A 570-nucleotide genomic window follows, 5' to 3' on the forward strand; every position below is an offset into this window, starting at 1 on the left:
GGCGTCGGCCCCTCGTACGGGCAATGCCACGCGGCGGAGAGGTAGGCGCGCGCCCACACGCCATCCGATTTGGCGCGGGCCAGCAGGCGTTTGCACAGCGCCACCGCTTCGACGGTGCTCAGGTTGCTGTTGCGCCGGCTCCACGTCTCGCTCGCAATCACGACCAGGGCGAGGGCGCGGCAGCCGGCGGCCAGCGCACGCTCGTAGCCGCGCTCGTTCAGGACAAGCCCGGTGAAGCGCACCTGCGGATGGCGCGCCAGCGCGTGCGCGAAGACGGCTTCGGTGTCGGCCATCTGCGGCACGGCTTTCGGGTGGACAAAGCTGCCCAGCTCGATGTACCGCACCCCGGCGCGCACCAGCCCGTCCACCAGCGCGCACTTCTGCACCACGCTCAGGTGAGCGTGCTCGTTCTGCAGCCCATCGCGCGGCCCGACCTCGCAGACGGTGATAGTTTCAGACACGTCCTTCACCAAAGAGAACCCAAGGACAAACCTTCAACCTGCAACCTCATATCACCCCGGCCAATCTCAGCTCCCTAATCTCTTCATCCGTCTTCCCCAACAGCGTCTT

Annotated in this window: 1 protein-coding gene; it reads right to left on the reverse strand. The window is 66.7% G+C overall.

Annotated elements, in window-relative coordinates; translation table 11 throughout:
• Positions 1–461, reverse strand: a 461-nt coding sequence (locus tag NZU74_20710; GenBank protein MCS6883746.1) for a hydroxymethylglutaryl-CoA lyase, incomplete at its 3' end; no start/stop codon positions are given.
• Between the last annotated feature and the right edge of the window lie 109 nt (positions 462–570).

This window comes from Chloroflexaceae bacterium (assembly GCA_025057155.1).
Taxonomy (GTDB): Bacteria; Chloroflexota; Chloroflexia; order Chloroflexales; family Chloroflexaceae; genus JACAEO01.